5 protein-coding genes are annotated in these 4038 nt (G+C 64.6%); all 5 read right to left on the reverse strand.

Annotated elements, in window-relative coordinates:
* A partial coding sequence (locus AHiyo1_RS10520; RefSeq protein ID WP_059388533.1) for a TetR/AcrR family transcriptional regulator occupies window positions 1-639 on the reverse strand: 639 nt, incomplete at its 3' end.
* Between the two features lie 113 nt (window positions 640-752).
* Window positions 753-1451: a DsbA family oxidoreductase gene (locus tag AHiyo1_RS10525; protein ID WP_059388536.1), complete on the reverse strand. Its 699-nt coding sequence runs from the start codon at window positions 1449-1451 to the stop codon at window positions 753-755.
* A gap of 203 nt (window positions 1452-1654) precedes the next feature.
* Window positions 1655-2185, reverse strand: coding sequence for a GNAT family N-acetyltransferase (locus tag AHiyo1_RS10530; RefSeq protein ID WP_059388534.1), 531 nt, complete (start codon window positions 2183-2185; stop codon window positions 1655-1657).
* Window positions 2186-2307: 122 nt separating this feature from the next.
* On the reverse strand, window positions 2308-3642 hold the full coding sequence (locus AHiyo1_RS10535; RefSeq protein ID WP_059388535.1) for an MFS transporter: 1335 nt from the start codon (window positions 3640-3642) through the stop codon (window positions 2308-2310).
* Between the two features lie 115 nt (window positions 3643-3757).
* Window positions 3758-4038 (reverse strand): heme-binding protein (locus AHiyo1_RS26580; RefSeq protein ID WP_253257263.1); only part of this gene is annotated, 281 nt, incomplete at its 5' end.

Here is a 4038-nt window from a genome sequence, read left to right on the forward strand (position 1 = left end):
GGCCAAGCGCGCGGGCCGGCCGTCGTCGTCGAACCTTGCTCCTGCGCCCAACTGGATAAACCGCACGGTCTGGACCAGCCGCTCTTCAAGCTCGTCCAGCTCCGTTCCGTTCGCCGCATTGCCGCGTGCCGCGCTGGAGGAAAGAGTTCCGTGGATGAGCCTGGCGAGCTGGCCGACGTCGGTGGGCGGGAGGTAGCCGGCGGCGATTCCGTCGCGCAGGATGTCCTGGAGCAGCAGGTTGAGTTCGCCCACGTGGTCTGCCAGTTTCGCGAAGGAAGCGGGGGAGAGGACGGCCGCCATCGCAGGACCCGGCGGGAGGTGCCGGCGGCTGAGGTCTTCCACTTGGGCGCGCACGTAGAGGGCCAGACGGTCCACCGGGTTCTGCAGTGCGGCTAGCGATTCACGCAGGTCGCCCAAAAACCGCTCAGTCTCGTCCAGGGCGTACGCGATGAGGAGCTGTTCCATGTCGGCGTAGTAGTTGTACACCGCGGTCCGGCCGACTCCGGCGTGCCGGGCGACGTCGGTCATGGTCAAGCCGGGCAGGCCATGGGTGAAGAGCAGTTCACCGAAAGCTGTCAGGACCCGGCGTCGGGTTTCAGCGCGCTGCGCCGCATTGGTGGCGGCCGTAATCCTAGGCATACAGACACTTTACAGGGATCTGTCAGCAAAGTTGCGTGGGCGTGGCGCGAGCTGGCAGCAGGTGACCTCAAAATCGCGGCAAGGGTCATCTGCTGCCAGTTCGCGCGGAAGTCCTAGATCGCGCAGCCGTCCGGGCCGCAGGCTTCGCCGTCGGCGCTGCCGACGGCGACCAGCGGATTCGCTTCCTGCCATGCCTGTGTGAGGGCCTGGGTGAAGACCTCCGAGGACTGGGCTCCGGAGAGTCCGTACTTGCGGTCGATGACGAAGAACGGCACGCCAGTGACGCCGATCATCCGGGCTTCGGCGATGTCGCCGCGGACGTCCTCCGCGTACTTGTCGGTGCTGAACAACTCTGCGATTTCGGCTTCCGGCAGGCCCAAGTCGCCGCCGAGTTCGGCCAGGTATTCCTGGCTTCCGATGTCCTTGCCGTGTTCGAAATGGCCGCTCAGGAGCAGTTCCTTGGCTTCGTCCTGCTTGCCGTGAGCCGCGGCCAAGTGAATGAGGCGGTGTGCCGTGAAGCTGTTGGCCACCACGACGTCGTCGAAGCGGTAGTTGAGGCCCTCGCCCTTTGCCTGCAACGCCACGTTCTCGAACATCTGGCTGACCTGCCCCGGGTTCATGCCCTTGCGCTTGCTCAGGTAATCGAGCTCCGTGCCGTCGTAGTGCTCCGGGATGCTCGGATCCAACTGGTAGCTGCGCCACTGGATCTCGACCGAATCGCGGTGCGGGAATTCGGCGAGGGCCCTTTCGAACCGGCGCTTTCCGATGTAGCACCAGGGGCAAGCGACGTCTGACCAGATCTCAATCTTCATGGTGGCGACAACCGGAAGCGGGGGCCGGGCATTCCCGGAATGGCCTGTTGGGCTGGTCACAGCCTGCGCGTTCACGACGCGCTAAATGGTGTGCGACGCAGATACAGGCAGGCGCTACGCGAATTCCGGCCGCGTAAAACTGTTTGCGCGTCGCCGGGAATTTTGCGCGTCGCAGACCGGGCGGCTCAGGTGTCCCAGGTGTCCTAGACCGCCCGCTCCATCACGAAATCGTGTTCCACCGTATCGCCCAGGTGGAACGACTTGGTCCCGACCTTCGTGAACCCGCTCTTCTCATAGAAGCGGATGGCTTTGGCGTTCTGGCTGTTGACGCCTAGCCACACCCCGGCCGCACCTGAGCCGGCAGCGCGGTCCAAGGTGGCCTTCATGAGCTCCGCGGCAGCGCCCAGGCCGTGGTGTTCCGGATGCACATAGCACTTGCTCAGTTCCGTGGAGGGGGTGAGCGTCAGGGCCGTAGCGACGTCGGTATCGCTCGTGGGTCGGGCCACGAGCATGCTGTAGCCGCGGAGTTCCCCGGCGGCGTCGATGGCCAGGATGGTGATGTCCGGATCGGCAAGGTATTCCGTGAACTTCTCCGCACTGAGCGTCCTGCGCAGGTGCGCGGCGATGTCTTCGGGCGAGGAGCCCGGCGGGCAGGCGAGCGGAAAGGTGACGGCGGCAAGCTCCGCCAGCCGTCCGGCGTCGTCCGCTGTTGCTTCACGGATGGTCTGGCTCATGCGGTCCTCCCTGGCGATCGGGCGCAGAAACGCCCCTCAAGACTGATCTTAAGGGGCGTTTCAGGAAAGAGTACGACGGCGGGGGCCCGCCTGGGTGCTTCGTTTCCGGGGTACCGGGCTGCTTAGGCGCTGGCTTCCGCAAGCAGGCGGAGGTCCTCGTCCGGCTCGGGATCCCGGCCCAAGGTGAGGCCGATGATGGTGACCACGGCGGTGACAAGCAAGTATGCGGCGATCAAGATCCAGTTTCCGGTAGCGGCGTAGAGGGCCGTGAAGATCAACGGTGCCACCGCTCCACCCACGACGCCCGCCACCGTGTAGGCGAGGGAACTGCCGGCATAGCGGAGCCGGGCCGGGAATTGCTCTGTGATGAAGGCGGCCTGTGGTCCGTACATGAAGGCGTGCAGTCCGAGGCCGATCACGACGCCGACAGTCAGCACCAGGACGGAACGGGACTGGATCATGAGGAAGAACAGCGGAATGTACACGGCTGTGGCCGCGGCGGTGATGCCGTAGACGAGCCGGCGGTTGAAACGGTCCGTGACGGCTCCCGCGGCCGGGATCAGGAACAGTTGGAAGGCCGAGCCCACCAGGACTGCGCCCAGGACATTGCCGGTGGTCATGCCGAGTTCCTTAGTGGCGTAGACCGCGACAAAGACGGTGAACAAGGCGTACAACACGTCTGGGCAAATCCGGCACAAAGCGGCGGCGAGCAGGGGGCGGAACTGGGTGGTGAGGACTTCCTTGATGGGAGCCTTGGGCCGTTCGCCGGTGGCCTCGATGGCCTTGAACACCGGGGTTTCCTCGAGTTTGAGCCGGATGACCAGGCCAAAGGCAACCAGGATGGCCGAGCTGAGGAAGGCGACGCGCCAACCCCACGCAATGAAGGCGTCGTTGCTCATGACGGCGGCGAGGACGGCCAGGGCGCCATTGGCCAGCAGGTTGCCGGCGGGCGGACCGATTTGGGCTGCGGAAGACCAGAATCCGCGCTTGTTGGGATTTGCGTACTCGCTGGACAGCAGCACGGCGCCGCCCCATTCGCCGCCGACGCCGATGCCCTGGGCCAAGCGAAGGAGCACCAGGATGATCGTGGCCCCGATGCCGATGGTGTGGTAGTCCGGCAAAGCGCCGATGAGGACCGTGGCCGCGCCAATGAGGATGAGGGTGATGACCAGGACGTTCTTGCGTCCGATCTTGTCCCCGAGCCGGCCGAAGACAACCCCGCCAATGGGCCGGGCGAGGTAACCCACCGCGAAGGCCGAGAAGGACAACAGGAGGCCCGTGGTTTCGTCGTTCGTGGGGAAGAAGATCTTGGGGAAGACGAGCGCGGAGGCGACCGAGTAGATGGCGAAGTCGTAGTACTCCAGGGAGGTGCCTGTGACGCTGGCAATGAAGGCTTTGATGGCGCCTGCCGAGGGTTTGCTGCGCCTGGTTGGACTTGGCGAAGTGGTCGCGGACATGGTTCCTCCATGGAACGTTGGGCGGGCTTTGTGATCCCGATCTCAATCGGGGCCTACACCCAATGATGCATCACGCGGAGGAATTGTTCAACAATTTTTTGATAGGAGTTCCTGGTTAGGCTGCGAGATGTTGGCGGATCCCTTCGACAATCAGGTCATGATCCTCCTGCGATGAAAGGCCTGACGCAGTGACCGCCGCGACCACACCGACGCCGCGGACCCGAACGGGAAACGAGCCCCCTGTCACGGCATAGTCGGCGCCGAGCCACCCCGTGGCCACCGGATCGATACCGGCGGAGGACAACCGGGCTTCGACGAGTGCGCTGCTCGCTTCCATCCGCAAAACGAGAGCCGATTTCCGGGCGATCCACGATTCCTGGTCCGGTGTGATCCCGG

It is taken from the genome of Arthrobacter sp. Hiyo1 (genome assembly GCF_001263615.2).
Classification (GTDB): domain Bacteria; phylum Actinomycetota; class Actinomycetes; order Actinomycetales; family Micrococcaceae; genus Arthrobacter.